We start from the raw sequence: 26,977 nt of genomic DNA, 5'->3' as shown, positions 1-26,977 counted from the left end.
TCAGTGCCCCTCCAGCGATGTGCCGGTTGCTTGCATGGCTGCATTGGTCAGTGCGGTTTTGCTGATCTCCCACCAGGTGTCCAGCCCCTCGTCATACTTGGGCTCCAGCGCCGGACGGGCGAAGCGGTTCTGGTACACGGTCGGGGTGCCCACCGAGTAATAGTTGGGAATCATGTAGTAGCCCCACTGCAGGACGCGGTCGAGGGCGCGGGCGTAGTGCACCATTTCGTCACGGGTATTGGCCTGTACCAATCCGTCGAGCAGTGTGTCCACGGCCGGGTCGCGCAGCACAAAGGCGTTGGAGGCACCGGGCTGGGTGGCACTGCGCGAGCCATACATGTCGTACAGTTCCCGGCCCGGGGAGACGATGGGGACGCCACTGCGCGGGAAACCCACCACGATCATGTCGTAGTCACGGGCATTGAGCCGGTTGACGTATTGCGCCGAGTCTATCTTGCGGATGTCCATGTGGATGCCGATCTGCGCCAGGGTCCGCTTGTACGGCAGGATCATGCGGTCGAATCCGCCCTGGCCATCGAGAAAGGTGAAGCTCAGCGGTTCGCCCTGTGCGTTGACCAGCGTGTTGTTTTTCGCGCTCCAGCCTGCCTCCTTGAGCAGCGCCAGGGCTTGCAGCTGTTTGTCGCGGATGTAGCCGCTGCCATCGGTTTTCGGCGCTTGATAGACCTGGGTGAACACTTCATCAGGCACCTTGCCGCGCAGGGGTTCGAGGATCTCCCGTTCACGGGCGTCGGGCAGTGCAGTGGCAGCCATTTCGCTTTTGGGGAAGTAGCTCTGCTGGCGCACATAAAAACTGCGCATCATCTGCTTGTTGGTCCATTCAAAATCCCATAGCAGGCTCAACGCCTGGCGTACCCGGCGGTCCTGGAAAAACGGATTCTGCAGGTTGAAAGCAAAGCCCTGGGCAGCGCCCGGCTTTTGCCTGGCGAATACGCCTTTTTGCAAGCGGCCATCGGTCAGTTTGGGGCTGTCATAGCCGATGCTGAACCCGGTGGCCGAGAATTCGCGGTTGTAATCGAAAGCTCCACCCTTGAGCAGTTCGCGGGCCACGTCCGTGTCGCCGTAAAAATTCACGGTCAGGCGGTCAAAGTTGTACAGCCCCTTGCTGACCGGCAAGTCCCTGGCCCACCAGTTTTTGTTGCGCTCAAAGCTGATGCTGCGCCCCGGATCGACTTGCGACACCGAATACGGGCCGCTGCCCAAGGGCGGCTCAAAACCGCCGCCATTGCTGAAGTCGCGGGTCTGCCACCAGTGTTGCGGCAGGATGCGCATGCTCGCCAGATCAAGTGCCAGGGTACGGTTCTGGTTGCTCTTGAAGTCGAAGCGCACCTGCAGCGGGCCTTCGATCTCCACGGCCTTGACCTCGCCATACAGCATGCGAAAGCCCAGGCTGCCTTGGGTCATCAGCAGGTTGTAGGTGTAGGCGACATCCTGGGCGGTGATCGGTGTGTCGTCGGCAAAGCGTGCCTTGGGGTTCAGGTAAAACCGTACCCAAAGACCGTCCGGGTCGCGCTCCATTTTTTGCGCCACCAGACCGTAGACCGTGTAGGGCTCATCCAGTGAGCGAAAGGCCAGTGGCGAGTACACCCAGTCATCCACTTGCGCGACTCCCGTGCCTTGGTCGACGTAGGGGGAGATGTAGTTGAACTGGCCTATTTCCATTGCCGCCCGGCTCAGCGATCCGCCCTTGGGTGCATCCGGATTTACAAAATCGAAGTGCTGGAATCCGGCCGGGTATTTGGGTGCTTCACCATAGACGGTCATGGCCTCGCCGGGCGCTGCGCTCACGCTCAGGCACAGGCAAGCCAGCACGGGGACCAGCAGGGAGCGGAGCAGGGGCAGGAGTGGTAGAGGCATGCGGGAGTTCCTTGTGCCGCGTGTTGAAAAAGCCACTCCCACAGTATTGATGATTAAAAAGCGGATTACCCGGGGTTAATCAGGCTTTGTCGACAGTGCAGGGTCAACCGGGCTCCGCCGCTTTCGCGGTTGCTGACGTCCAGGGTGAAGCCGTGCAGGTTGACGATGGCGGCGACGATGGACAGGCCCAGGCCAAAACCGCCGTGGCTGTCATCGCAGCGGTAAAAGCGCTTGAACACGGCCTCCCGCTCGGCCTCGGGGATACCGGGGCCTGTGTCGAGGACCTCAATGCGCGGGCTGCCGTTGTCGTCAGTCGCCCGCAAAATCACTTCACCGCCGGGCGGGGTGAATTTGATCGAGTTGCTGAGCAGATTGGCCAGCGCCTCAAACAGCAATGCACGATCGCCCGTCAGGCTGGGCAATGTGGGCTGCGTGTCGAGCACCAGAGTGACCTGGCCTTCTTCCGCCAGCGGCAGGTAAAAATCGTACAGTTCCTGCAGCAGGGGCAGCGGATCGAGTTGCAGGAAGCCCGAACGCCGTTGATGGTCTTCCAGCTCGGAAATGCGCAGCAAGCCGCGAAAACGTGCCATCAGGGTGTCGGTTTCACCGATGACTTCGTCCAGTTGCAGGGCTTCGGGGGAGCCTTCGACAGCATGCTGGCGCATCCGGTAGAGCTGGGCCCTCAAGCGGGTGAGGGGGGTGCGCAGGTCGTGGGCGATGTTGTCGCACACCCCCTTGACCTCGTGCATCAGCAGTTCGATACGATCGAGCATGGCGTTGACGATGGCCGCCAGCATATCCAGCTCGTCACGCCGATTGGACAGTGGCAGGCGGTAAGTCAAATCCCCTGCGACAATCGCTTCGGCGCTGGCCTGGATCGCCCGAATGCGTTGCAAGGGGCGTCTGCGCAGCAAATGCCAACCGGCAATGCCCGGGATGATGGTCAGCGACAGGCCCCAGAACAATGCATGCAAAATGATCCGGGTGACGGCAAACAGCGAGCCGTTGTCGCGCACCAGCACCAGCCAGCGCCCGTCGTTGGTTTGTGTGGCGATGGCATCGCAGCTGTCCTGGGGCAGGTTGGGGTCATCGGAGTCGATGCAGGTGCTCAAGGCGTGGATCCGGCCATCCAGCGGCAAGCCCGGAGGGAGGGCCTGGATAGGGCCGCTCAGGGGGTTGTGTTGGGCATCGAACAGGCCATAGGCATCCACTGCGCGCATGTCGAAGGTCATGCTGGTGGCAAGTGCTTCGTCCAGTTGCTCGCCTTCAAAGCGGGCAAACAGGTGCTGGCGCTGCATCAGCGAGTGCCTGGCCAGGTTGCCCAGGTAATCCGACACCTCGTAATAGAGCACCCCCATCAGGATGCAGCTCCAAGCCACGAACAGAAAACTGTACAGCGCCAGCAGTCGGCTGCTGGAAGAACGCCAGCCCTTAGAGGGGTTCGGCAATGACATAACCCGAGCCTCGGACAGTGCGAATCAGAGGCACTTGGCCCGGCGGATCGATTTTTTTGCGCAGACGGCCGATATGCACGTCGATCAGGTTGGTGCCAGGGTCGAAGTGATAGCCCCAGACTTCCTCGAAAATCATCATGCGCGAGAGGATTTGCCCGGTGTTGCGCATCAGGAACTCCAGCAACTTGTACTCGGTGGGCAGCAGGCTCAGCTGTTGTTCGCAGCGGCTGGCTTCACGGGTGATCAAGTTGAGTTCAAGGTCCGAGACGCGCAATGAAGTCTCGTATTTGTCGACCGGACTTTTACGCCGCAACAGGACTTCAACCCGGGCCGCCATCTCGTCGCTGGCAAAGGGTTTGGTCAGGTAGTCATCGCCCCCGGCGCGCAGGCCGCGAACCCGTTCGTCCACATCGGACAGGGCGCTGATCATCAGAATGGGTGTACTGACACCAATGGTGCGCAAGGTGGTCACAATCGCCAGACCGTCCAGCTCAGGGAGCATGCGGTCAAGGGTGATCAAGTCGTAGTCGCCGCTGACAGCGCGTACCAGACCTTCACGACCATTGGCTACCCAATCGACCTCAAGGCCGTGGCTGGTCAATTCAGCCACGATTTCTTTCGCCGTCACGGCATCGTCTTCAATGGTCAAAATACGGGTCATACCGTCACCTGATGGGCTCTTTCAGCGTTGAGCACATTTTGCCCGCAAAAAGCTGAAACGTTTCTGAATATTTCTTCATGTTCAGCAAGTCGTCAGAAAGCGTAGTCCAAATGTCCATGACAAGGCTCAGTAGCCGGGCCGTTGATGATGCTCGACAGGAACATCTGGATACATTTGCGGTATAAGTTCCGTTGTTTATTTTTTCAGGCCCTTTGTTCATGCAAACCCCTTCGCAACGGCCGCTGTGGCTGATCTACCTGATCTTTCTTGCGCCGATGGTGCTGTCCAACTTCCTTCAGAGTTTCTCCGGCACCCTCAACGGGATCTATGTCGGGCAATTGCTGGGTACGCAGGCGCTGGCCGCGGTGTCGGGGATGTTTCCCATCGTGTTCTTTTTTATTGCGCTGGTGATTGGTCTGGGGGCGGGCGCTTCCGTGCTGATCGGTCAGGCCTGGGGGGCGCGGGAAACAACGATGGTCAAGCAAATCACCGGGGCGACCCTCACCCTTGGGGCGCTGATCGGGCTGATTGCAGCGGTGTTGGGCAGCCTGTTGGCGCGGCCCGCCTTGCAGGCGCTGGGCACGCCGGTTGACGTACTGGAGGAGGCTGTCGGTTATGCCAGGGTCATGATGCTGATCATGCCGTTGCTGCTGGTGTTTATTTTGTTCACGCAAATTCTGCGTGGGGTCAGTGACACGGTTTCCCCATTGCTGGCACTGATGGTGTCCACGGCGGTTGGCTTGCTGTTGACCCCGGCGTTGATCCTGGGCTGGATCGGCTTGCCGCCGATGGGTATTCAAAGTGCGGCCTATGCGGGGCTGGTGGGTAACGTGCTGGCCATGTTGTTTCTGGTGCTGCGCTTGCGCCACAAAAACCATGTCATGGCCCCGGACCGCGAACTCTGGGCTGCGCTGCGCCTGAACCGGGAGATTCTGGGCAAGGTCCTGCGTATCGGTTTGCCCACGGGCGTGCAGATGGTGGTGCTTTCGCTGTCGGAGCTGGTGATCCTGGCGCTGGTCAACAGTCACGGCTCCCAGGCCACCGCGGCCTATGGGGCCGTGACCCAGATCGTCAACTACGTGCAGTTTCCGGCGCTGTCGATTGCCATTACGGCCTCGATTCTGGGGGCACAGGCCATTGGCGCCGGTCGCATTGAGCGTATCGGGTTGATATTGCGCACCGGTTTGCTGATCAACCTGTGCCTGACCGGTGCCCTGGTAGTGCTCGGTTATGGGCTGTCGCACTGGTTGCTGGGACTGTTCATCACCGATGTCGAGGCGCGGGTCAGGGCTGAGCACCTGCTGCATATCATGCTGTGGAGCGTGCTGGTATTTGGCTTCCAGGCGGTTATTGGCGGGATCATGCGGGCCAGCGGCGTGGTCCTGGTGCCTATGGGGATCACGATCTTCTGCGTGCTGTGCATTGAGTTGCCGGTGGCTTATGCACTGGATGCGCATTTTGGTCTGCAAGGCGTGTGGATGGCGTTCCCGGTGACCTATATCGCCATGCTGGTTCTGCAGACTGCGTATTACCGGCTGGTCTGGCGGCACAAGCAGATTCAGCGGCTGGTTTGAGTGTGTGAGGCTGCGACAGGTTTGGTGCGCCCCTGCGCGCTTGATCGCAGCCTCGCACGGCTCGTCAGCGACTACGGCGCAAAACCATTCTCTATGACCGTTTTTCACTCCTTCATCCGGGCTAGGCCATTTGGACGATGTGCCTGTGGCTGGTCAGTCCGATGATCGAAGCCAGGTTCTGGATACCTCGCTGAGGAGCAAGCCAGAGCATCCAAGATAATAAAAAACAGGACTGGCGGCATGAACTCTGCCCAGCAATTGAATCGTGCAGCGAGGCATCTACCATGCGCTCAATGATCGGCTATCTGGTTTGCCTGATTGTCGCTGCAACCCGAGCATTCACTTTCTCACCCCGTCCCGCCTCTACCGTCGCTTCTGCTCAGTTGCGCCCGGATCGCCTGCAAATCAACGGCATGCGCTGTTGCCCAATATCGTTGGCTTTGCCAAGCCGGTTCAATCTGGATCGACCGTTGGTCAGGGTTAAAACCCAGGCAATGGACGCACCTGCAGGGCATTACCCGTTCAAGCAGATCCTTGCGGCCAGGGACTCCTAAAACCGCTGGACAGACAGCCTGCCGGGCTTGCATGACGGCTAGTATAAAGAGACATTGAGTTGTTTTTGCGCCGTTACCGCTGCAGGGGCTGCGTATAAATAACCGCTGGAAATAAGAACAATAAAAAGGGCAGGCCCCGAACCTGACCCAACGCGAGGAAGCATCCGTGGATACAGTGACCCTGAACCACCAAACCCTGGCCAGTCTGGGGCTCGAATTGGCCGATTACGATCAAATGGTCGGCAGCTTCTACGACGGTGCTTTGGACCCGAAAGTGATGGGCCGTACCTTGTGTGCCGTACGCAGCATGTTCAAGGCCAACTATGCGACCCTTATTCTGCGGGTTCCGGACCAGCCCGATCTGGGCCTGATGATTGTGGCCGGCGATATTGAAGGCGAGGGTGAACTGACGTATCAGACTTACCCGCAAACCCTTACCCCGTTCGCAGGGCAGGCGCTTGACCAGGTGTTTACGGTTGAAGACCTGATGAGCGAATCCGAGTGGGTCCAATCGGCGTACTTCAAGGCTTACTGCGCCAAGCAGGATGTCTTCCACGTGATGGGTGCCGATATATCGACCCCCGACGGTGGCAAGCTGCGCTTTCGTCTGACCCGGCCCAAAACCTCACCTGCCTTCTCCAGTGCCGAGCGCGCGTTGTGCAGCAGCTTCCTGCCGCATTTGCGCCGGGCCCTGCACCTGCACAATCTGCTCGATCGCAGCGAGTCCATGAGCGAGCTTTACGCCCAGGCCATCAGCCGCCTGTCCGTGGCCACCATCGTGCTCGACGAAACCGGCAAGGTGCTGCGCCTTAACCCGATTGCTGAAGAAATCCTCAAAAAAGCCGATGGCTTGAAGCTGGTGGGCGGCAGGCTGGAGGCCACTTACCCCAGCGACAATCGCGAGCTGCAGCGCCTGGTCAAGCACATCTTCAGCCAGGAAGTGCGCGACGGCGGGGTGACGGCCGACGCGATGTCCGTTACCCGGCCATCGGGCCAGGTCAGCCTGGGACTGGTGGTCGAGGCTATTCCTTCCCTCGAATGGGCGGAAGGCAAGAGCAAGCCTGCGGCGGTGATCTATATCCGTGACTCGGTCGGCAAGTCCCTGGCCAGTGAAGTGGTGACCAAGCAGCTGTTCAACCTGACCAAGGCCGAAACTGCGCTGGCGATGGAGCTGGCAAACGGCTTGTCCCTGGAAGAAGCCGCCGAAAACCTGAACATCAGACGCAACACTGCACGGGCACACCTGCGCTCGATCTTCTCCAAGACCGGTGTACGCCGTCAGACCGAACTGGTAAGAATTTTGCTTAACAGTGTGGTTGCCTTGGGAAAGCCCAAGTGCGCCTTGCGAGCGGCTGAGTCCGTGATAGTGCCGGCACCCCAGTTGGCGCGACCGGTTCGTAAAAGCGCTTAAGTATTGATTCCAGGTTGGCAATGGCGATTTAACGTCACTGCCAGCTGCCTTTCAGGCAGGCCAGACAGGGCCAGGATCATCAAGGTAAGTCTTATGCCAGTTACAGCTGTCAGTGGTTCCGCTTCCGGCAGCGTCGTGTTCGTCGATGGTGGCATGGACGTAATGGTGCGTGCCCAGCGCTTCTGATCTTTAAGGAATTCTGATGAATAAAGTGGCATTTATAACAGGCGCCAGCCGCGGTATCGGTCGTGAAACAGCGCTGGCGTTTGCCCGCGCAGGTTTTGATCTGGCCATCAGCGCACGCAGCCTGGAAGAAGGCGAAAGCCATACCCACGGCTTGCGTAACCCCGACGGCACGGCGCTGCCGGGCAGTCTGAACGCAACGGCCGCAGCGATCCGCGAACTGGGCCGCAAGGCGCTGGTGGTGCGGATGGACCTGCTCGACAGCGAGTCGGTGCTGGCCGCCAGCCAGGCGGTGTTTGCCGAATATGGCCGGGTGGATGTGCTGGTCAATAACGCGATCTATCAGGGCAGCGACCTCAACGCGCCCTTTATGGACTTGCAGCCCGAGACCCTGGCACGGGTGTTTCAGGGTTACATGATGACTCCGTTTCTACTGACTCGGGCCGTGGTCAGTCAGATGCTGGAGCAGGGTGGCGGGGTGGTGATCAATGTCACCTCAGGCGCGGGTGAAACCGATCCTCCGGTGGCGGCGGGCAAGGGCGGCTGGGGGTATGCCTATGGGGCGGGCAAGGCAGCGGTGTCGCGGCTGTCGGGCATTTTGTCGGTGGAGTTTGGCGAACAGGGGATTCGCGCCTACACCCTCAACCCCGGGGTGGTGACCACTGACGCCTTGCGCGCCACCATCGGTGACAAGGGCGTGATTGCCTTGCGTGCAGGCTCGGCGCCGCCTGAGGTGCCAGCAGCGGTGATGCTGTGGCTGGCGACCAATGATGCAGCAATCGATCACCAGCGCAAGACCATCCACTGCCAGCCGTTTGCCCGGGAACACGGGATTGTTGAGGATTGGCGTTAAGACCCTCACAAGGTCTCTTGCTCAAGATCAGTGGCTAACCTGTGGGAGCGGCTTGCTCGCGATTGCATCCCCCCAGTTTGGCTGAATGACCGCGCTGTCTGCATCGCAGGCAGCTAGCTCCCACATGGATCTGGGACAGGGTGCAGTTTGTGTGGAACAACCCTGAAGGCAAGCTGCCCGTATAAGGCTAAGGTACTGCTGGCTTTTTGATCCGTGCTGCTTAAGATGGCCGTCAATCAAATGTCATCGGGCTCGGAACACGGCCAATGTTGAACAAGGACACCATCTCCATTCATCTGGTGCGCGAGGCGTTGCTGCAGAGCTGTGCGCCCGGTAGCGCCACGGATGAAGTGCTGCATAAGGTAGGCATTGCCCCCGGGTTGCTCAACGAACCGGATGGCCGTGTGCCTGCGCTGGTCTATGCACGGATGTGGCGACTGTTGGCGCGACGTCTGGATGACGAGTTTTTTGCCATGGACCCGCGCAAGCTGCGTTCTGGCAGCCTGGCGTTCATGTGCCGCACCGCAATGGCTCAGCCGACCCTGGCCCAGGGGCTGGAGGTGGTGCTGGGATTTCTGTCGTTGATGCTGGAACGCTTGCCGGCGCAACTGGTGCGCCAGCAAAGCCTGGCGGAAATCGTCTTGCACGAACCTGAACAACCGGCGAACCGTGGCTTTACCTACTTCACCTATTGGATGATCGTGCACGGCGTTGCCTGCTGGCTGGCCGGGCGGCGAATTCCTATTCTGGCCATTGAGTTGCGCTGTGCGGCGCCCGATTACTGCGAAGACTACGAAGTGATGTTCTCCGAGAACCTGCGCTTTGAGCGGCCACGCACACGGATGATTTTTGCTGCCGATTGCCTGGATGCACCGATCAAGCGCAACGCCCAGGAGCTGAAGCGCTTTCTGGCCGAGGCACCTGCCAATATCCTGGTCAAATACCGGGATCCCGAGAGTCTGGCCAGCCAGATCAAACAGCATCTGCGCCAGTTGCCTGCCGAACAGTGGCCTGAAACCCCGGGCCTGGCGCAAAGCCTGTGCATGTCGGCATCGACCTTGCGCCGCCGCTTGGCGGACGAAGGGCACACCTTTCAGGGGATAAAGGACGGCGTGCGCAAGGAGCTGGCGATTGGCTGGTTGGCCGAGCCCGACCACAGCTTTGCCGACATCGCCCTGCGCCTGGGCTTTGCCGACACCAGCTCGTTTTACAAGGCTTTTCGCAAGTGGTCGGGAACCAATCCGGGGCATTACCGCAGCTTGATTCTAGGCGGTGGCTGAACCCAGGCCGCGGGTCGTGCGCAGTCGGCCTTCGAGACGTCGTTTCAACCCCTGGGGTTCAATGATCAGCTTCGAACCCTTGGCTGCATTGGCCCGTCCCCACTCTTCGAACAGCTCCAGGCAGGAGTGGTCGATGTAGCTCAGGTTGCTGAGGGGGACATGCACGATGCTACCGGCCGGTACCCGAGCCAGAACCTGAGTCAATGCCGGTACTTTGAGAAAGGTTGCCGAGCCATTGAGCCGCAACTCCATTTCACCGCTGCGGGGCAGATCAATCAGGCTGATTTTCAGGCGCGCTGCCTTCCAGGCCAGATTGGCCAGGGTGAGGCCGAACCCCAGCAGTACCCCGGTCAGCAAGTCAGTGAAGATAATTGACAGGGCGGTTGCCCCATAGGTCAGCATCGGTATGCGGCCATAGCGTGCCAGGCCGCGAAACGCCTTGATGTCCACCAGTTTGATCCCGGTATACACCAGCACACCCGCCAGGCTCGCCACCGGAATGCTTTGCAGCACACTGGACAGCAACAGCACAAAAGCCAGCAGCCAGAGGCCGTGGAACATTGTCGAAAGCCGGGTGGTGGCACCTGCCTGAACATTGGCCGAACTGCGCACGATCACACCGGTCATTGGCAGCGCGCCCAGCACGCCACAGAGCATGTTGCCGACCCCTTGCGCGGTCAGTTCCTTGTCAAAATCCGAGCGCTGGCCGTTGTGCATGCGGTCGACGGCTGCGGCGGACAACAGGGTTTCTGCGCTGGCAATAAACGCCACTGCAAACGCCGCGATCAACAGAGCGGGATCGGCAAAGTTCAGCAGGTCGGCCGGACGCAGCCAGTCGATAGCGTCCGCCAGATTGTCCGGGACTTCCACGCGCTTGACCTGTAACGCCATGACCAGGCTGACGGCCGTGGTCAAGCCCACACCGAGCAGGGCGCCGGGGACAAAGCGCAGCTTTTGCGGGCGTAATTTATCCCACGACCACATCACCCCGATGGTTGCCAGGCCCAGCAGGCCCGCCTGCCAGCCAAGGGTTGGAATGGCTTGCGCCACTGCCTGCGGGAAGCCGGCAAGGTTATCAAGGCCCGAGGGTTTGGGGGGGCCGTCGAGCATCACATGCAGTTGCGACAACACAATCAGCACCCCGATTCCGGCAAGCATGCCGTAGACCACAGCCGGGGCGGTAACGCGGAACCAGCAACCCAAACGCAAACGGCCGGCCACCAGTTGTAAAAAGCCTGCCAGGAGCAGGATCGGTCCCAGCATGGCCATGCCATGCTGGCGTACCACTTCGAACACCAGCACTGCCAGCCCGGCTGCCGGGCCACTGACCTGTAGTGGCGATCCGGCCATCCAGCCCACGACCAGGCCGCCGATGATACCGGTGATCAAGCCTTTGGCCGGGGGCATTCCGGAAGCGATGGCGATGCCCATGCACAAGGGCAGGGCGACCAGAAACACAACCACAGAGGCCAATAGCTCCCGTGGCAATACTGCTTTTAATTGCGCAGTACGCATGATGATTCTCCCTGGGGATTCTTGGGGCGTGGCAAAGGCCGGCGTCGTGCCTGGTTGCCACGGCTACCTCATTGGGACATGTTCAGAAACGCGCTTTGGGTGTCGCGCAAGGGATTGTCTGGAGATTGTCCAGTGGCAGAAAACTGCCGGACTCAGCGTCGTAGGCTTTGATTTGGCTGGTTTCGATGTTGTAGACCCAGCCATGGATAAACAACTGGCCGCTGGCCATGCGCGAAGCGACGGAGGGATGGGTACGCAAGTGCTGCAACTGAGCGATCACGTTTTCTTCGGTAAGCACGTGCATGCCTTCAGCTTCATTGGCGCACGCACAGTTCTCCTGAACCATGGTCCTGGCCACTTCGGCATGGCGCAGCCAGGCTTTGACCGTGGGCATTTTTTCAAGGCTTTGCGGGTTGAGCACGGCGCGCATCGCGCCACAGTCGGAGTGCCCGCAGACGATGATGTGCTGTACGCCCAGTGCCAGGTTGGCGTATTCGATCGCCGTGCTGACCCCGCCATTCATCTCGCCATAAGGCGGTACGACGTTGCCGACATTGCGGGTGACGAACAGATCGCCAGGAGCGCTTTGGGTAATCAATTCGGGGACGATTCGAGAATCGGCGCAAGCGATAAACATCGCCCTTGGGCGTTGAGCGGTGGCCAGTTTTTTGAACAGGTCTTTCTGTTGTGGAAAGACCTCACGATGGAAATGCAGAAAACCTTCAACAATGAGCTGCAGTGCTGCGTCAGCCTGTTCCGTTTCAGGAGGGGCAGTAGCTGCAGCCGAGCGCTGTGTGACCTTGATATCCATCGTTCATCCTCTGTGGTAGAGCAGGGGAAAAGCTAATGCGAGTCATTTGTGACTCGTCGGTCACGTTAGCGCCCGAAACTTAACTGAACCTTAATTGAATGCTCTAGCTCGGGGTTTATATGAGGATGCTACCTATTGCGGGAGGGGGTTTTGTTGCCATGCAACGACAGCGGCGGTGGTGATTCAGGGGACCACGATCACCGATTCTACGACTGCTTCGCAGCCTCGTTCCTTCGACAGCTACTTGTAGGTTGGCGCTAAACCGTTTTTCGTAGGGTTCTGTGACGTCTGCGATGCATTTTGCTTTTGCTGGAGCCACACGAATGTCCAGACGACGCGAATGCCCATGACAGTGCTGGAGTGAGGGCACCGCCGAGCCTTGGCGAGGCGGCCGTATGGTAGGGCAAGCCTTTTTGGTTACTTTTTCGGCGTCTGGAAAAAGTGACTCGCCGTAAGGGCGGAACCCGTAGAGAGTCGTGACACATCGAATGGATATGGACTCGGCATAGGTGCGGGCGCATCGCAAAACAACTGGCACACGGGGTACATATCCGGCATTCGCGGTTAACTGAAATGATGGTTTCGCTCTTACAGCGAGTCACTTTGCAAAAGCGGCAAAGTAACCAAAGCGCTTTCGCCCCTGCGTACGGCCTTCGCTGCGCTCAGGTGTCCCTCGCTCCGGTCCCGCTCCGTGGGCCCGCCGTGACGGGCCATCCCTGGCCCAACACGGCTCTCCCGGCATCCATGCCGGTCGACCCACTACGCAGAACCTCCTCTCGGCCTCCCGAAGGGGCGGGCAGATCAAGAGCACTGCCCGCCGAGGCGGCCGACCGGCCGGCCTGGTTGGTTGCATTCACGATCCGTAGTAGCTGACGAGCCGTGCGAGGCTGCGTTCGAGCGCGCAGCGGTCGTAAAGTCAGCCTCCTCGGTTAACCAGGCATACCGCGTGTACTGGTTTTGCGACCGCTGCGCGCTCGAACGCAGCCTCGTTCTACTCGTCAGCGGCTTGTATGTTGGCGCTAAAACGTTTTGCGCAAGGTTCTGTGGCGTCTGCGATGGATTTTGCTTTTGCTTTTGCTTTTGCTGGGGCCACACCCATGTCCAGACGACGCGAATGCCCATCACAAAAGGCCGAACGCAGGTGCTGTTATGGGGGTGGCGCGGCAGGACGCCGCGCCAGCCGCGATGGGCCATGGATGGCCCGTCGCGGCGTGCCCCCATGACAGTGCCGGAGAGAGGGAACCACCGAGCCTTGGCGAGGCGGCCGTATGGTAGGGCAAGCCTTTTTGGTTACTTTTTCGGCGTTTGGAAAAAGTGACCCGCCGTAAGGGCGGAACCCGTAGAGAGTCGTGACACATCGAATGGATATAGACTCGGCATAGGTGCGGGCGCATCGCAAAACAACTGGCACACGGGGTACATATCCGGCATTCGCGGTTAACTGAAATGATGGTTTCGCTCTTACAGCGAGTCACTTTGCAAAAGCGGCAAAGTAACCAAAGCGCTTTCGCCCCTGCGTACGGCCTTCGCTGCGCTCAGGTGTCCCTCGCTCCGGTCCCGCTCCGTGGGCCCGCCGTGACGGGCCATCCCTGGCCCAACACGGCTCTCCCGGCATCCATGCCGGTCGACCCACTACGCAGAACCTCCTCTCGGCCTCCCGAAGGGGCGGGCAGATCAAGAGCACTGCCCGCCGAGGCGGCCTACAGGCCGACCTGTTTAGCGAAGCACATTTCTCTAAACAGGCCAGCTGGCAACAGAGTATCTACAAGGAATACGTAGCAGTTGACGAGCTGTGCGAGGCTACGTCCGGCTGCATCGCGAGCAGGCTAGCTCCCACCGGGGACCGCTACAAGGTTCTGATCGAATTGCTGATCCCACGGGCACACTGGATAACGGTCGAGGCCAATTTATCTTCGGCTTCTTCCATGCTCCAGCGACTGCTCGGCACTACCACATGCACGGCCGCAACCGGCAGGCCGTTGCTGTTGAATATCGGTGCGGCAATGGTCATGTCCCCCAGGAACATTTCTTCCTTGTTGGTGGCATAGCCCTGATTGCGGCTGGTGATCACACGCTCAAAAATGGCGGTGGCATCAGTCAGGGTGTAGCGGGTCAGCTCAGCCAGCGTGCTGTCTTGCAGCACACGGCGAATTTCGTCATCCCCCAGGCCACTCAGATAGGCTCGACCGCCCCCGGTGCAATACATCGGGATTCGACTGCCGATGGGCATGTGGATCGGGATAAATTTAGGCGCCACAAAACGGGATACATAGACCATGTCCAGGCCGTCCGGCTCCGTCAGGTTGACCGTTTCGCCCGTGAGCTGGTTGAGCTCGGCCAGGTAGGGGTTTGCGACATCGACCAGTATGTCGGCGGCTAAATAGTTGTAGCCGATTTCCATAACCTTGGGCGTTAACTGGAAGCGTCGGCTTTGCGGGTGCTTACGCACATAGCCGAGTTCTTCAAGGGTATGCACCATGCGCTGGGCCGAGCTTTTGCTGATGCCCGCAACCTGCGCGATATCCGCCAGAGTCATGGTGCGCCGCGCTGCCCCGAAGCCGCGAAGTACGGCCAAGCCCTTTTCCAGTGACTGGTTGAAAAGAGGATTGTTGCTGTCGCTCATGGCGCATCCTTGGCTTTTTTCGACCTACAAATATCGGTGTGCGATATTTATAAATCTCTTTACGATTTAAGTAAATTGGTTATAGTCGATGGCGGCATTTTGTACCAGAGGGTGCAAGGGTGTTAAATGCTGCCCCGCAACAATAAAAGCGACCACAGGGAGATTCGCTATGCACAAACCTTTTCAAGTACTGACGCTTGTATGCGCAATGGCAGCCGGACTGATTGGATCAGCCAGTGCTGTTGCAGAGCCTGTCTATAAAGTCGGTGCAACGGCGACAGGTATCCCGTTCACCTTCCTCGATATCAAGAGCGGAAAAATCCAGGGCATGATGGTCGACGCCGCTGAAGCCGTCGGCAAAGCAGGGGGGTTTGACACCGAGATCCAGCAAACCACGTTTACCGCGCTGATCCCTTCGCTGACCACCAACAAAATTGACCTGATTTCCGCCGCCATGCTCAAAACCCCTGAGCGTGAAAAGGTTGTGCAGTATTCCGATCCGATTTTCAGCTATGGCGAAGGCCTGATCGTCCAGACTGACGATCCCAAAGAATACAAGACCATGGATGACCTGGCCGGTGAAGTGGTCGGTGCTCAAGTGGGCACGGTATTCCTCGACGCCCTGAACAAGCACGGCGGTTTCAAGGAAGTGCGCAGCTACGACTCTATTCCTGACCTGATGCGTGACCTGAAGCTGGGTCGCATCAAGGCTGCTTTCGGCGATCGTCCGATCATCGCTTACCAGTTGGCCCAGGGCAAAAATCCGGAAGTGAAACTGTCGAGCACCTATGTGCCGGTCGTGATGGGTGATGTATGCCTGGTCATGCGTCAAGGCGACGCCGAGAAACTGGCGCAGGTCAACAAGGGCATTGCCGCCATCAAGGCTGACGGCTCGCTGCAGCGCATCATCGAGAAGTGGAAGCTGAACTGATGATTCTGTGGCCCCCGCTCTGCGGTGGGCCACTTCTTGTAGCGGTGTGCAGGTAGTTTATGTTTCTCCAGGACGCGTTGGACTTTCTTCCGATTCTGCTCAAAGGCGCAGTGGTCACTGTGCAGGTCACGGCGGGTTCGTTCCTGCTCAGTTCAGTGATTGGCCTGATGTTCGCGCTGATGATGGTTTCCAAAATCCGTGCCGTCGCCTTGTTCGCCATTGGCGTGGTCAATGTGATTCGCGGGTTGCCGATCATCGTGCAACTGTTCTACATCTATTTCGTCTTGCCCGACTTCGGCATCCAGCTCAGCGCCATGCAGGCCGGTGTGATCGGTCTGGGGATTGCCTATTCGGCCTATCAGGCCGAGAACTTCCGGGCCGGCATTCAAGCCATCGACATTGGCCAGATCGAGGCAGCCGAATCCTTTGGCATGCGCGGCCTGATGATCATGCGCCGCATTGTGCTGCCCCAGGCGTTTCGCATTGCCTTGCCGCCTTATGGCAACACGCTGGTGATGATGCTCAAGGACTCCTCGCTGGTGTCGACCATCACCGTGGCCGAGATGACGCGCCAAGGTCAACTGATCGCCTCTTCGACCTTTGAAAACATGACGGTCTACACCCTGGTTGCGTTGCTCTATCTGTCGATGAGTTTGCCGCTGTCTTATGGCTTGCGTCGTCTGGAAGGACGTTTTGCGCTGCGGAGGCGTACATGAAAGCAACGTCAAAACTCACCTTGCCGCCTTCGCTCTGGTCCGCCACGGCGCGCTCGGCTGCGATGACCCAGGCGCTCGCCGAAAACAAGCGCGTGGACGTGGCCATTGTCGGCGCCGGTTACACGGGGCTTGTGACCGCGCTGCGCCTGGCCGAGTCGGGTGTCAGCGTGTGTGTGCTGGATGCCGGGGAGCCAGGCTGGGGCGCTTCGGGGCGCAATGGCGGGCAGGTCATTCCCGGTCTCAAATACGATCCGGATCAACTGATCGAGCGTTTTGGTGCGGCCCGCGGCGAGAAGATTATTGAGGCGTGCGGCGGGGCGGCAGACGAAGTGTTTTCGCTGATTCGCGAGTACGGCATTGCGTGCGATGCAACCCGCAAGGGCTGGATTCAACCCGCGTACTCCAGTGCCACGATGAAGACCCTGGAACACCGTGCCCGGCAATGGCAACAACGTGGTGTGGCGGCTGAGTTGCTGGACGCCAGTGCCGTTTGCCAGCGCATCGGCACGCAAAATTACGTGGGCGGCTGGGTTGACCCCCGTGCGGGAAGCCTGCATCCACTCAATTACGCCCGGGGGCTGGCCAGATCGGCGCTGGGCCGTGGAGCGATGATTCACAGCGATAGCCGGGTAACCGATCTACGGCGCATCGGCACGCAGTGGCAACTGACCACCGCCCAGGGCCACAGCGTCACGGCTGAACGGGTGGTGTTGGCCACCAATGGCTACACCGACGGTTTATGGCCCGGCTTGCGGCAAACCGTGCTGGCGGCCAACAGCTTCATGATTGCAACGCGACCGCTTTCGCCGGAGCTGCGCAAAACCATTTTGCCTGGTGGGGAAGTGTGTTCGGATGCGCGGCGCCTGTTGCTGTACTTCAAGCAGGATGCCCAGGGGCGGGTGCTGCTGGGTGGTCGTGGGCCGTTTGCCGAGCCGGGTCGCAATGAAGACTGGGCGCATCTGGAACGCTCGCTGATCAGCGTGTTCCCGCAGCTGGCGGGCGTCGCGATTGAGTACCGCTGGAGCGGTCGTGTGGCGCTCAACCATAGCGTGCTGCCACAACTCCATGAGCCGCAACCGGGCCTGTCAATCCTGATGGGCTACAACGGGCGCGGCATTGCGATGTCCAGCACCCTGGGCAAGCACCTCGCGGCCCGTGTTTCGGGGGGCAGTGATGACTTCCCGTTCCCGGTGACGCCGATTCGCAGAATTCCCTTCCATAGCCTTCAGCGCTTGTATGTGGCCGCAGGCATCAGCTATTACCGGCTGCTGGATGCGTTGAACGGGTGAGGGGTGGGCTGGCGCCGATCTTCAATCGGACTTGATGCTGGAGACATCGGCAGCCCTGACCTTGATGTGTTTGCCTGCAATGTCCACAAACTCGTACAGGCCGTCCTTGTTCGTGGTAACCGGCAGGTCTTTGGTCAGGTATTGCGTGCCGTTTTGCAGGGTCACAACGCTCGGGGTTGCGCAGCCTGCCAGTCCCAGCAAGGCAACCACAAGCAGGGGTAAACCGATAGCGTTGATTTTCATGGGTGTACCTTGAGCTCTTGGCAAAGTGGAGAGTGTTCGCGCCGGGCGTCGTCGAGCAGCCAGCGCTGGAAAGTAATTGCTGCATCTGACAGCGTTTTATGGCGAGAGTGCGCCAGGTAGTCCGCATTCGTGCTTAAAAATTCAAAAGGCCCCACGCGTCGCAGTTCGCCCTTGTCGATTTTGTCCCTGACCATAAAGTCCCAACCCAGCCCCACCCCCATGCCCTGCACGATTGCCTGATAGGCGAGCGTGACCTGATTGAAGGTCGGTCGCTTGGCATCGGCTTTGTGTTCCAGGCCGAAATGCTTGAACCAGTCGTGCCAGTCCATGCAGTTCCATCCCGAGGCGTCGAGTTCGATCAGGGGCAATGTTTGAAGGTCGGCAGGTTCATCGACGCTGGCCAATACCAGGTCAGTGCGGGCGACAGGGTAGACCTTTTCGGCAAACAGTGGCTCGACACTCAATGATGACCAGTGACCGGCGCCGTATAAAATCGTGAAGTCGTAATCGGCAACGCTGGATTCATGGATGTCGTTGCTGGCGTGAATATTGACCGTGATTGACGGATGCTCGGTATTGAACGCAAGCAATCGCGCAAACAGCCAGAACTGCGCGACGGCATGGGTACAGAGCACTGTGACGGAGTTGGGGGCATGGGCTGCCTTGATCCGATTGACGCTGTACTGCAGGCGTTCGAGCAGGGTGGTGACTTCGCTGAACAGGCTTGCTCCGGCCTGGGTCAGGCAAATGCCCCGCGCCTGGCGCTCAAACAAGGTGAGCTTGAGGTTGTCTTCCAGGGCCCGGATCTGTTTGCTGATCGCACTTTGAGTCAAACACAGTTCGCTCGCTGCGCGGGTAAAGCTGCCAGTGCGCGCGACGGCTTCGAAGGTAATCAGGCTGTCCAGAGGGGGCAGGTTTTTCGAGTAGCGATTCACAGAAACCTTACAGCAGGTTGTGGGGGGGACGGTATAAGGCATTCCTGCACGGAATGCCAGTATGCCAAATGATCTTTTGTGCCAAATAGTTGGGCCGCTTACGCTCACTCGATATTGATCAGTTTGAGAGTCTTGAATGAAACGCGGGATAGTCTATGCCGGCATGGCCGGTGCCGTGTGGGGCCTGGTGTTTCTGGTGCCCAAGCTGTTGCCGGAGTTCAGCCCGCTGTTACTCAGTTGCGGGCGTTTTATCGTGTACGGGGCCGTGTCGCTGATTGTGTTGCTGCCCAACGCCCGGCGTTTGCTGGGCCAGCTGACTCGGCGCGATGTGCTGACACTGGTCAAGTTCGCGCTGCTGGGCAATCTGATTTATTACATGCTGCTGGCGGCATCGATTCAGTGGGCAGGTATCGCCGCCGCTTCCTTGATCGTGGGGGTATTGCCCCTGAGCATTGCCTGGCTGGGGCGCCGCGATGCCGCAGCGGTGCCATTGGCAAAGCTGGCGTGGCCGTTGCTGCTGGTGCTGGGCGGCGTGCTTTGCATCAATATCGAGGCCTTGTTCGGCAGCACGTCGCAGCAGCCGCTGGGGGACAAGGTGCTGGGCGTGCTGTGCGGGATCGGTGCCTTGCTGTGCTGGAGCTGGTTTGCGATCGAGAATGCGCGGTATTTGAAGCACAGTCAGTTTGACAGTGGGCAGTGGTCGACCCTGTGGGGCGTCACCACCGGTGTGCTGGGCTTGTTGATCTGGGGCGTTGCCCATGGACTGTCCCTGGACGCGGTGACGGTCGAGGTCAGTGATCAGCGCTGGCAGATGTTCTGGATGGTCAATCTGGCGTGCGCCGTGCTCGGCTCATGGTTCGGCAATCGGATGTGGAATGCGTCGTCCCGGCGTCTGCCTCTGACCCTGAGCGGGCAATTGATTGTGTTTGAAACGGTATTCGCGCTGTTCTATGGCTTTGTGTTCCTGCAACGCTGGCCCACCTTTTCAGAAGCTCTGGCGGTGGTGCTGCTGCTGGGCGGTGTCAGTTGGGCGGTGCGCTGCCATGCCCCGGCGCGGACAATGCTCGCGCCGTGATCGAGGTGCAGGGTGATCAGCTCGGGCAGGTTTTGGCCCCATTGTTGAGGTCCTGTTTTTCGCTGCGGCTGAGCAGGGTGGCCTTGCCATCTTTCCAGGTCAGGGTCAGCACGTACAACGAGTCGAAGTCATTGCCGGGCCAGTCTTCTGTGAGCGAGGTTTTTTTGCCCAGGGCCTGGCTGGCAACGTTATTGATCAGGTCCGGCAAATAGCCGTGGGACCACGCGGTGTAGATGGTGGAGTTGTGATACTGGTCGCCGGTCAGCTCCCTGGCCAGTGCGCGGGTGTCGTTGGCCGAGTACTCCAGGTTGATCGGCAAGCCCAGCTTGATGGCGCTGGGGTTGATGGTCATCATCGGTCGCACGTAGCTGTAGGCGTCATCATCAGCCCCTTCTTCCACTTGTCGCGACGGGTTGGCGGCAAACACGTAGTCGGCCTTGCCATAGCGTTGCGGCAGCAGGGTGGACAGATCAATTGCGCGGTTAAGTCCCTGACAGGTGAGCTGGCCAAGGCCATCGGCCGGTTTTTCGGCGTGACGCATAAACACCAGGGTTTGTACGCCGTCTACCGGCTGGGCAAACACATCATCCGCATGTACGGCCAGCGTCACGGCGCCTGCAACCAGTAACAGCGGGATTGCCGCCAGTGCGTAGGGTTTGATTCGAAATTTATTCCAAACAGACTGGGTCATGGGGCTCTTCTACATACCGCATTAAGGCTGACTGGCCTGGCACATCGAGCGTATCGCCCGCGTGTTTATCCCTGTCATTGCTACACCACCTGTGTTTCTCATCCTTGGTCCAAGCAATCATTAGATGTCATTTTCAAATATGGTTCGATTTTACCTGCGCTAGATTGCGAATGGTCCTACAGGCCGAGTGCTATGGTGGCTTTTTTGTATGACAAAATCGTTCTCTCTTTAGTCGGGTCACTCTTCAGAGGCATTCGCCATGCTCCCAGCGCCACTCAGAAAACCGAGCAATCCCGTGCATGTGCGTGTTCGTGCCTGGCGCGGACGGGTGGGGCTGGGCATGGTTGCCAGCTTGTCGGTACTGGCGGGCATGACCGACGCCATCGGCTTTCTGGCCACCGGTGATTTTGTTTCATTCATGAGCGGCAACACCACGCGCCTGGCGGTCGCCATAGGCGAGGGCGACGTGAGTCTGGTGGTGCGTCTGTTGTTTGCGGTGCTGGCGTTTATTGTCGGCAACGCCCTCGGGGTGTTGCTGGCGCGCTGGGGCGGGCGACGTGCATTGCCGTTGATGCTGGTGATCGCAGGCTTGTTGTGTACCGCGGCGTTGCTGCCGTTTGCCACGCAAGTGCCGGCGCTGCTGGCGGCCATTGTGGCGATGGGCATGCTCAATGCGGCGGTGGAGCAGGTTAACGGGCTACCGGTGGGCCTGACCTATGTGACCGGGGCGTTATCGCGTTTTGGCCGGGGGGTGGGCCGCTGGCTGCTGGGCGAGCGACGCAGCGGCTGGCGAGTGCAGCTGGTGCCCTGGACCGGGATGCTGCTGGGGGCGGTACTGGGGGCGCTGCTGGAAACACGGTTCGGGCTCAAGGCGATGCTGTTCAGTGCCGGTTTTGCCGCCGTGCTCGGGCTGCTGTCGTTGAGAATCCCGCGCCGCTGGCAACGCGATTACATGCCACGCTAAACGCCCGTTTTTCTTCGCTCACGCTGCGCGTAAACTGGCCCGGCGCATCAGGGGATGTTCTCGATCAGTTTGTGTGGCGCGCAAACTGATCGAGAACGCCCCCTGGCATGCCCAACCCGCCAACAGGAGTCGTTGTGTCCAAGTCAGTCGATGACAATTCATCCCTTGAGTCATTCTCCATTGAGAGTCCTGCGCCGCTGTACGCGCGCGTCAAACAGGCCATTGCGCAAAAAATCCGTTCGGGCGCCTGGCTGCCCAACTCCAAGCTGCCCTCCGAGAGTGAGTTGCTTACCCTGTTGGGCGTGAGTCGCATGACGATCAATCGCGCATTGCGTGAGCTGACCATCGAAGGGTTGCTGGTGCGCATGCAAGGGGTGGGGACATTTGTTGCAGTGCCCAAAGGCAATGCGGCGTTGTTCGAGATTCATAACATTGCCCAGGAAATCGCCGACCGTGGCCACGTGCACCGCTGTGAAGTGATCGTGCTCGAAGAAGTCCCGGCCAAGGTCACGCCTGTGTTGCCATTTGCACTGGACGGTATCAAGCGGTTCTTCCATTCGGTGATGGTGCATTACGAAAACGATGTACCGGTGCAGATTGAAGAGCGCTACGTGAATGCCGAGATCGCACCTGAGTACCTGCAGCAGGATTTCACCCGTACCACGGCCTATGCCTACCTGATGAACCTCGCGCCATTGACCGGCGGTGAGCATGTGGTAGAGGCCATTCATGCCAAATCTGCAGAGTGTCGCCTGCTGCACGTCAAGCGAAACGAGCCTTGCCTGCTCATTCGCCGCCGCACGTGGGCGGCTCAAGGAATGGTGGGGTGTGCCCGCCTGGTGTACCCGGGCACGCGCTATCGCCTGCAAGGCCAGTGCGGCAACTGAGGGGTCGCTGATAGCGGGTAACGATGTGTTACTCGCGTTACTTTTGGTGCATTTTTGTTACCTTCCCGCCTGTTGATGCACAAAGTTGCGGCAACTTGATGCGGCTTTTTCGTGCGACATATTCTTTTCGCAAAAATTGAAAATTTTTTAACTATCTGATTTATAACATTTTTCCATATAAAAAACAGGCCGTTGGCGCATTGCCGCTTGTGTGTTGGCCCTTCGCTTGCATTCACTTGTACATACAGGCTGGTATAAGTGCGCACCTGTCGCACTGCACCGTATGACGTTGATGCTTTTTTATGAAGGACTGCCCATGACAACTGCCCATGACCGTCACCGTGAAGGTGAAATCCGCGCCGCCCGTGGCACCCGGCTCACTGCTAAAAGCTGGATGACCGAAGCGCCGCTGCGGATGTTGATGAACAACCTCGACCCGCAAGTGGCCGAGAACCCGACCGAGCTGGTGGTGTATGGCGGTATTGGCCGGGCAGCGCGTAACTGGGAGTGCTACGACAAAATCGTCGAAAGCCTGACCAACCTCAACGATGACGAAACCCTGCTGGTGCAGTCGGGCAAGCCGGTCGGCGTGTTTAAAACCCACAACAATGCACCACGGGTACTGATCGCCAACTCCAACCTGGTACCGCACTGGGCCACGTGGGAGCACTTCAACGAACTCGACGCCAAAGGCCTGGCCATGTACGGCCAGATGACCGCCGGCAGCTGGATCTACATCGGCAGCCAGGGCATCGTCCAGGGCACCTACGAAACCTTCGTCGAAGCCGGTCGCCAGCACTACAACGGCAGCCTGGTAGGCAAATGGGTATTGACCGCAGGTCTGGGCGGCATGGGCGGCGCACAGCCTCTGGCCGCCACCCTGGCCGGTGCCTGCTCGCTGAATATCGAATGCCAGCAAAGCCGTATCGATTTCCGCCTGGCCACTCGCTATGTCGACGAGCAAGCCGTGGACCTGGATGACGCGCTGGCCCGTATCGCCAAATACACCGCTGAAGGCAAAGCGATCTCCATCGCGCTTTGTGGGAACGCCGCTGAATTGCTGCCAGAAATGGTTCGTCGTGGCGTACGCCCGGACATGGTCACCGACCAGACCAGCGCCCACGACCCCCTGAACGGCTATCTGCCAAAAGGCTGGACCTGGGAGCAGTACCGCGACCGCGCCGTGACCGATCCGGCAGCCGTGGTCAAAGCCGCCAAAGCCTCGATGGGCGAGCACGTTGAAGCCATGCTGGCCTTCCAGAAAGCGGGCGTGCCGACCTTCGACTACGGCAACAACATTCGTCAGATGGCCAAAGAAGTGGGCGTAGAAAACGCCTTCGACTTCCCTGGTTTTGTACCGGCTTATATCCGCCCATTGTTCTGCCGTGGTGTAGGCCCGTTCCGCTGGGTCGCGCTGTCGGGTGATGCCGAAGACATCTACAAAACCGACGCCAAGGTCAAAGAGCTGATCGCTGACGACGCCCACCTGCACAACTGGCTGGACATGGCTCGCGAGCGCATCAGCTTCCAGGGTCTGCCGGCACGTATCTGCTGGGTTGGTCTGGGTCAGCGCGCCAAGCTGGGCCTGGCGTTCAACGAAATGGTGCGCAGCGGCGAGCTGAAAGCCCCGATCGTGATCGGCCGCGACCATCTGGACTCCGGTTCGGTGTCGAGCCCGAACCGTGAAACCGAGTCGATGAAAGATGGATCGGACGCCGTGTCCGACTGGCCATTGCTCAACGCCCTGTTGAACACCGCGAGCGGCGCGACCTGGGTTTCGCTGCACCACGGCGGTGGCGTGGGCATGGGCTTCTCCCAGCACTCGGGGATGGTGATCGTGTGTGACGGTACCGACGAAGCGGCTGAGCGTATCGCCCGTGTCCTGCACAACGACCCGGCAACCGGCGTGATGCGTCACGCAGATGCGGGCTACGACATCGCCATCGACTGTGCAAACGAGCAGGGCCTGAACCTGCCGATGATCAACGGCTGACCCACGGGCACGAACCCTGTGGGGGCGGGCTTGCTCGCGATGCAGACGCCTCGGTGCTTCAGGCGATACGAGGCGATTCAATTGCAGGCAGGCCCGGCGACACAGTACGGGCTTGTTTGCGGATATTCAGAGGGTGTGAGCATGAGCAACAATCCGTTTACCCAGCAACTGCAAGGCGTTCGTGTACTGGACATCAGTCGCGTACTGGCCGGGCCACATTGCACCGCGATGCTTGCTGACCTGGGGGCCGATGTCATCAAGTTTGAAGTGCCCGAGGAGGGCGATGATGCCCGTCATCTGGGGCCGTTCCTGGACGGTGAAAGTGTCTACTTCGGCTTGATAAACCGCGGCAAGCGAAGCGTTGAGATCGATTTTAAAAACCCTGCGGACCGTCAGCGCTTCTATGAACTGGTAGCCGATGCCGATGTAGTGGTGGAGAACTTCCGCCCCGGTGTCACTCAGCGCCTGGGTATCGATTTCGATAGTCTCAAGCAGCACAACCCGCGCCTGATCTACGCCAGTATTTCCGGCTTTGGCCAGGAAGGCCCGCTGTCCAGGCGTCCAGCCTACGACATCGTGGCACAGGCCATGTCCGGCCTGATGAGTGTCACCGGCTTTGCCGCCACCGGCCCGACTCGCAGCGGTGAGGCCATCGGTGATCTGTGCGCTGGCGTCTATGCCGCCTGGGCAATCAGCTCGGCACTGTTTGCCCGCGAACGGCATGCGCCGGGGGCGCAGTACATCGATGTGGCCATGTTTGACGTGTTGTTCAGCCTGCAAATGACGGGCTTGTCCAACCTTTACGCCAACGGTGTGGCTCCGGGGCTGGTCGGTAATCGGCATCCGGTTTCGACGCCCTTTGACACCTACCGTGCAGCGGATGGCCTGGTGGTGATTGCAGTGGCGAGCAATCGTTTGTTTGAACGTTTGTGCCAGAGCATGGGGCAGCCGGAACTGGCGACGGATGCGCGCTTCATCAGTGACACCCAGCGCACCCTGAACGAGCCTGCGCTACGGGCCGCCATTGAAGCCTGGACCACACAACACAGCGTCGAGCAGTTATGCGATGGCTTGCTCGATGCCGGTGTGCCGTCTTCCCCGGTATGGGATCTGGCCGAAGCAGCAGGCAGTGAGCACGCCCGTGTTCGCCAGTTGCAGTTCCAGCCGGAGGGCGCAGCGCTGCCGCTGGTGCCGCAACCGGTTTTCTTCAACGGCCACAAACCCCACGCGACCACCATTGCCCCGCGTTTGGGAGCAGACAACGCCCTATTTGGCTTGAACAAAGCAGGAGTACAACCATGAACTTCGAAATGACTGCAGAAGAGTTAGCCGTGGTCGACAGTGCCGAGCAAGTGGCCCGTGAAGTGATTCAACCGCTGGCCCAGCACTACGACGAAACGGAGTCGTTCTGTCTGGCGAGCATCAGGGCCCTGGGGGATCTGGGCTGCATGGGGATCAACCTGCCAGAAGAGTATGGCGGCCTGGGCATCGGCAGTCTTGCCATGAGTCGTGTGGTGGAAGCGGTGGCGGGTGCCTGTGCCTCCACCGCATCGGCCATGACCGCGCACTTTTTGGCCACTGACTCGATCCTGCTTGGCGGCACAGAAGAGCAAAAGCAGGAGTGGCTGCCACGGGCGGCCAGTGGCGAATTGCTCGGAGCCTTCGCCCTGACCGAACCGGCGGCGGGCTCCAATCCGGCCGACATGCGTAGCCGCGCAGTGCGGGAAGAGGGCGGCTGGCGTGTGCGCGGCAGCAAGCACTACATCACCAACGCCAAGGAAGCGGACTTTATCGTGCTCTACGTCAAGACTGACGCAGACGCCGGTCACAAGGGCATAAGCGCATTTATGGTGCCCCGTGGAACAGCGGGTATCAGCTTCTCCAGCCCGGAAAAAACCATGGGCCTGCGTGGCAGTACCATCTATGAGCTGTCCCTCGATTGCTGGCTGCCGGAGTCGGCGCTGCTGGGTGTTGAGGGTCAGGGTTTCAACACGGCAATGGCGGTGCTGGATCGCGGGCGGGTGGAAGTCGCGGCCATGTCGCTCGGCATTGCCAATGCTGCACTGCAAGCCAGCCTGAGCTGGGTGCGTGAACGTCAGATCGGTCCCAAGCCGCTGGCGGCCTATCAAGGCACGCAATGGCGGCTGGCAGACATGTACGCACAGCTTGAAAGTGCGCGCATGCTGACCATGAAAGCTGCCGCCCGGCGTGACAGCGGCGAGCGCTTCAGCCTGGACTCGGCCACCGCCAAGCTGGTGGCCGCCGAATGTGCGGGGTTTATCACCGATGCCGCGCTGCAATTGCACGGCGGTTATGGCTACAGCCGGGACTTGCCGCTGGAGCGCTATGTGCGTGACGCGCGAATCCTGCGGATTTTCGAAGGCACTTCCGAAGTGCAGAAAATCATCATCTCCCGTGCCTTGCTCGACGCCGCCAGATAGTCGGTCTGTGGCAGGTTC

General features: G+C 59.6%; 23 protein-coding genes. 14 read left to right on the top strand and 9 right to left on the bottom strand.

What is annotated here, in order from left to right; all coding sequences use genetic code 11:
- The 3 genes from VSQ83_RS14165 to VSQ83_RS14155 form a co-directional block, all read right to left on the bottom strand.
- Window positions 1–1,875 (bottom strand): extracellular solute-binding protein, encoded by a 1,875-nt coding sequence (locus VSQ83_RS14165; RefSeq protein ID WP_326427064.1) that lies wholly within the window; start codon window positions 1,873–1,875, stop codon window positions 1–3.
- 65 nt (window positions 1,876–1,940) lie between these two features.
- A complete protein-coding gene (locus VSQ83_RS14160) occupies window positions 1,941–3,329 on the bottom strand; it encodes a sensor histidine kinase (protein ID WP_219263196.1) in 1,389 nt (462 codons plus the stop codon).
- Window positions 3,307–3,990, bottom strand: a complete 684-nt coding sequence (locus tag VSQ83_RS14155; RefSeq protein WP_219263197.1) for a response regulator transcription factor — start codon at window positions 3,988–3,990, stop codon at window positions 3,307–3,309. Before VSQ83_RS14155 ends, VSQ83_RS14160 begins: the two co-directional genes overlap by 23 nt.
- 218 nt (window positions 3,991–4,208) lie before the next feature.
- Here VSQ83_RS14155 and VSQ83_RS14150 point away from each other — a divergent pair, with 218 nt between their 5' ends.
- The 5 genes from VSQ83_RS14150 to VSQ83_RS14130 all read left to right on the top strand — a co-directional run bounded on the left by VSQ83_RS14150 (window position 4,209) and on the right by VSQ83_RS14130 (window position 9,845).
- A complete protein-coding gene (locus VSQ83_RS14150) occupies window positions 4,209–5,564 on the top strand; it encodes an MATE family efflux transporter (RefSeq protein ID WP_219263198.1) in 1,356 nt (451 codons plus the stop codon).
- A 284-nt stretch (window positions 5,565–5,848) separates the two neighbouring features.
- Window positions 5,849–6,118 (top strand): hypothetical protein, encoded by a 270-nt coding sequence (locus VSQ83_RS14145; protein ID WP_257623066.1) that lies wholly within the window; start codon window positions 5,849–5,851, stop codon window positions 6,116–6,118.
- 166 nt (window positions 6,119–6,284) lie between these two features.
- Window positions 6,285–7,529 carry a helix-turn-helix transcriptional regulator gene (locus VSQ83_RS14140; protein ID WP_219263199.1) on the top strand — a complete coding sequence of 415 codons (1,245 nt, stop codon included), beginning with the start codon at window positions 6,285–6,287 and terminating at the stop codon, window positions 7,527–7,529.
- Window positions 7,530–7,731: 202 nt separating this feature from the next.
- Window positions 7,732–8,565, top strand: a complete 834-nt coding sequence (locus VSQ83_RS14135) for an SDR family NAD(P)-dependent oxidoreductase (RefSeq protein WP_219263200.1) — start codon at window positions 7,732–7,734, stop codon at window positions 8,563–8,565.
- Between the two features lie 266 nt (window positions 8,566–8,831).
- A complete protein-coding gene (locus VSQ83_RS14130) occupies window positions 8,832–9,845 on the top strand; it encodes an AraC family transcriptional regulator (RefSeq protein WP_219263201.1) in 1,014 nt (337 codons plus the stop codon).
- Here the strand turns inward: VSQ83_RS14130 and VSQ83_RS14125 are convergent.
- The 3 genes from VSQ83_RS14125 to VSQ83_RS14115 all read right to left on the bottom strand — a co-directional run bounded on the left by VSQ83_RS14125 (window position 9,831) and on the right by VSQ83_RS14115 (window position 14,794).
- Complete coding sequence (locus VSQ83_RS14125; protein ID WP_326427063.1) at window positions 9,831–11,360, bottom strand: SulP family inorganic anion transporter; 1,530 nt, start codon at window positions 11,358–11,360, stop codon at window positions 9,831–9,833. The two genes, VSQ83_RS14130 and VSQ83_RS14125, sit on opposite strands and share 15 nt — an antisense overlap.
- An 82-nt stretch (window positions 11,361–11,442) precedes the next feature.
- A complete protein-coding gene (locus tag VSQ83_RS14120) occupies window positions 11,443–12,171 on the bottom strand; it encodes a carbonic anhydrase (RefSeq protein ID WP_219263203.1) in 729 nt (242 codons plus the stop codon).
- Between the two features lie 1,846 nt (window positions 12,172–14,017).
- Entirely contained in the window at window positions 14,018–14,794 is a 777-nt protein-coding gene (locus VSQ83_RS14115) for an IclR family transcriptional regulator (protein ID WP_046808658.1), read from the bottom strand.
- Between the two features lie 169 nt (window positions 14,795–14,963).
- Here VSQ83_RS14115 and VSQ83_RS14110 point away from each other — a divergent pair, with 169 nt between their 5' ends.
- From VSQ83_RS14110 to VSQ83_RS14100, 3 genes are read left to right on the top strand one after another with little or no spacing between them, the layout of a single operon-like run.
- On the top strand, window positions 14,964–15,725 hold the full coding sequence (locus VSQ83_RS14110) for an ABC transporter substrate-binding protein (protein WP_326427062.1): 762 nt from the start codon (window positions 14,964–14,966) through the stop codon (window positions 15,723–15,725).
- Window positions 15,726–15,784: 59 nt separating this feature from the next.
- A complete protein-coding gene (locus tag VSQ83_RS14105) occupies window positions 15,785–16,441 on the top strand; it encodes an amino acid ABC transporter permease (RefSeq protein WP_133078490.1) in 657 nt (218 codons plus the stop codon).
- Complete coding sequence (locus VSQ83_RS14100) at window positions 16,438–17,730, top strand: NAD(P)/FAD-dependent oxidoreductase (RefSeq protein WP_219263204.1); 1,293 nt, start codon at window positions 16,438–16,440, stop codon at window positions 17,728–17,730. The genes VSQ83_RS14105 and VSQ83_RS14100 overlap by 4 nt, the downstream gene beginning before the upstream one ends.
- Window positions 17,731–17,751: 21 nt before the next feature.
- Here VSQ83_RS14100 and VSQ83_RS14095 read toward each other — a convergent pair whose 3' ends face one another.
- Window positions 17,752–17,973, bottom strand: a complete 222-nt coding sequence (locus VSQ83_RS14095) for a YgdI/YgdR family lipoprotein (RefSeq protein WP_133078492.1) — start codon at window positions 17,971–17,973, stop codon at window positions 17,752–17,754.
- Window positions 17,970–18,908, bottom strand: coding sequence for a LysR substrate-binding domain-containing protein (locus VSQ83_RS14090; RefSeq protein ID WP_219263205.1), 939 nt, complete (start codon window positions 18,906–18,908; stop codon window positions 17,970–17,972). The genes VSQ83_RS14095 and VSQ83_RS14090 overlap by 4 nt, the downstream gene beginning before the upstream one ends.
- A gap of 136 nt (window positions 18,909–19,044) precedes the next feature.
- Here VSQ83_RS14090 and VSQ83_RS14085 point away from each other — a divergent pair, with 136 nt between their 5' ends.
- The gene (locus VSQ83_RS14085; protein ID WP_326427061.1) at window positions 19,045–19,983 is read left to right on the top strand and encodes a DMT family transporter; all 939 of its coding nucleotides are present in this window, start codon (window positions 19,045–19,047) and stop codon (window positions 19,981–19,983) included.
- A 16-nt stretch (window positions 19,984–19,999) separates the two neighbouring features.
- Here VSQ83_RS14085 and VSQ83_RS14080 read toward each other — a convergent pair whose 3' ends face one another.
- Window positions 20,000–20,674, bottom strand: coding sequence for a histidine phosphatase family protein (locus tag VSQ83_RS14080; RefSeq protein WP_326427060.1), 675 nt, complete (start codon window positions 20,672–20,674; stop codon window positions 20,000–20,002).
- 259 nt (window positions 20,675–20,933) lie between these two features.
- On the opposite strand from VSQ83_RS14080, the gene VSQ83_RS14075 reads away from it, so the two are divergent.
- The 5 genes from VSQ83_RS14075 to VSQ83_RS14055 all read left to right on the top strand — a co-directional run bounded on the left by VSQ83_RS14075 (window position 20,934) and on the right by VSQ83_RS14055 (window position 26,959).
- Complete coding sequence (locus VSQ83_RS14075) at window positions 20,934–21,638, top strand: YoaK family protein (protein ID WP_133078496.1); 705 nt, start codon at window positions 20,934–20,936, stop codon at window positions 21,636–21,638.
- A gap of 134 nt (window positions 21,639–21,772) precedes the next feature.
- Entirely contained in the window at window positions 21,773–22,525 is a 753-nt protein-coding gene (gene hutC, locus VSQ83_RS14070) for a histidine utilization repressor (protein ID WP_133078497.1), read from the top strand.
- 316 nt (window positions 22,526–22,841) lie between these two features.
- Window positions 22,842–24,518, top strand: coding sequence for a urocanate hydratase (gene hutU, locus VSQ83_RS14065; protein ID WP_326427058.1), 1,677 nt, complete (start codon window positions 22,842–22,844; stop codon window positions 24,516–24,518).
- 141 nt (window positions 24,519–24,659) lie between these two features.
- Window positions 24,660–25,820, top strand: coding sequence for a CaiB/BaiF CoA transferase family protein (locus tag VSQ83_RS14060; protein ID WP_326427057.1), 1,161 nt, complete (start codon window positions 24,660–24,662; stop codon window positions 25,818–25,820).
- A complete protein-coding gene (locus tag VSQ83_RS14055) occupies window positions 25,817–26,959 on the top strand; it encodes an acyl-CoA dehydrogenase family protein (protein WP_326427056.1) in 1,143 nt (380 codons plus the stop codon). Before VSQ83_RS14060 ends, VSQ83_RS14055 begins: the two co-directional genes overlap by 4 nt.
- Window positions 26,960–26,977 lie beyond the last annotated feature (18 nt).

Source organism: Pseudomonas sp. DSV-1 (assembly GCF_035830915.1).
Lineage (GTDB): Bacteria > Pseudomonadota > Gammaproteobacteria > Pseudomonadales > Pseudomonadaceae > Aquipseudomonas.
The sequence above is the reverse complement of the archived record's forward strand: the minus strand, read 5'-3'. Positions and strand labels throughout refer to the sequence as shown.

Coding starts and splice junctions, on each gene's coding strand:
- VSQ83_RS14165 (WP_326427064.1), bottom strand. CDS start 1,875: ATGCCTCTACCACTCCTGCCCCTGCTCCGCTCCCTGCTGGTCCCCGTG.
- VSQ83_RS14160 (WP_219263196.1), bottom strand. CDS start 3,329: ATGTCATTGCCGAACCCCTCTAAGGGCTGGCGTTCTTCCAGCAGCCGA.
- VSQ83_RS14155 (WP_219263197.1), bottom strand. CDS start 3,990: ATGACCCGTATTTTGACCATTGAAGACGATGCCGTGACGGCGAAAGAA.
- VSQ83_RS14150 (WP_219263198.1), top strand. CDS start 4,209: ATGCAAACCCCTTCGCAACGGCCGCTGTGGCTGATCTACCTGATCTTT.
- VSQ83_RS14145 (WP_257623066.1), top strand. CDS start 5,849: ATGCGCTCAATGATCGGCTATCTGGTTTGCCTGATTGTCGCTGCAACC.
- VSQ83_RS14135 (WP_219263200.1), top strand. CDS start 7,732: ATGAATAAAGTGGCATTTATAACAGGCGCCAGCCGCGGTATCGGTCGT.
- VSQ83_RS14130 (WP_219263201.1), top strand. CDS start 8,832: ATGTTGAACAAGGACACCATCTCCATTCATCTGGTGCGCGAGGCGTTG.
- VSQ83_RS14125 (WP_326427063.1), bottom strand. CDS start 11,360: ATGCGTACTGCGCAATTAAAAGCAGTATTGCCACGGGAGCTATTGGCC.
- VSQ83_RS14120 (WP_219263203.1), bottom strand. CDS start 12,171: ATGGATATCAAGGTCACACAGCGCTCGGCTGCAGCTACTGCCCCTCCT.
- VSQ83_RS14115 (WP_046808658.1), bottom strand. CDS start 14,794: ATGAGCGACAGCAACAATCCTCTTTTCAACCAGTCACTGGAAAAGGGC.
- VSQ83_RS14110 (WP_326427062.1), top strand. CDS start 14,964: ATGCACAAACCTTTTCAAGTACTGACGCTTGTATGCGCAATGGCAGCC.
- VSQ83_RS14105 (WP_133078490.1), top strand. CDS start 15,785: ATGTTTCTCCAGGACGCGTTGGACTTTCTTCCGATTCTGCTCAAAGGC.
- VSQ83_RS14100 (WP_219263204.1), top strand. CDS start 16,438: ATGAAAGCAACGTCAAAACTCACCTTGCCGCCTTCGCTCTGGTCCGCC.
- VSQ83_RS14095 (WP_133078492.1), bottom strand. CDS start 17,973: ATGAAAATCAACGCTATCGGTTTACCCCTGCTTGTGGTTGCCTTGCTG.
- VSQ83_RS14085 (WP_326427061.1), top strand. CDS start 19,045: ATGAAACGCGGGATAGTCTATGCCGGCATGGCCGGTGCCGTGTGGGGC.
- VSQ83_RS14080 (WP_326427060.1), bottom strand. CDS start 20,674: ATGACCCAGTCTGTTTGGAATAAATTTCGAATCAAACCCTACGCACTG.
- VSQ83_RS14075 (WP_133078496.1), top strand. CDS start 20,934: ATGCTCCCAGCGCCACTCAGAAAACCGAGCAATCCCGTGCATGTGCGT.
- hutU (WP_326427058.1), top strand. CDS start 22,842: ATGACAACTGCCCATGACCGTCACCGTGAAGGTGAAATCCGCGCCGCC.
- VSQ83_RS14060 (WP_326427057.1), top strand. CDS start 24,660: ATGAGCAACAATCCGTTTACCCAGCAACTGCAAGGCGTTCGTGTACTG.
- VSQ83_RS14055 (WP_326427056.1), top strand. CDS start 25,817: ATGAACTTCGAAATGACTGCAGAAGAGTTAGCCGTGGTCGACAGTGCC.